We start from the raw sequence: 255 nt of genomic DNA on the forward strand, positions 1-255 counted from the left end.
AGTGACTCGTCATCAGCCCTCAGTATTATGTGCCCGGATTTGCCTAAGCACACTACCTACAACCTTAAACGCGGACGACCGACGCCGCGCTGGCCTAGCCTTCTCCGTCTCTCCATCGCAGTTAGCAGAAGTACGGGAATATTAACCCGTTTCCCATCGACTACGCCTTTCGGCCTCGCCTTAGGGGTCGACTCACCCTGCCCCGATTAACGTTGGACAGGAACCCTTGGTCTTTCGGCGTGGAGGTTTTTCACC

Annotated in this window: 1 rRNA gene; it reads right to left on the reverse strand. The window is 55.7% G+C overall.

Annotated features, from left to right (window positions below):
• Positions 1-255: ribosomal RNA gene (locus J3L11_RS19160) — 23S ribosomal RNA — on the reverse strand; the annotation flags it as partial.

It is taken from the genome of Shewanella sp. 4t3-1-2LB, from assembly GCF_017368415.1.
Classification (GTDB): domain Bacteria; phylum Pseudomonadota; class Gammaproteobacteria; order Enterobacterales; family Shewanellaceae; genus Shewanella; species Shewanella fodinae.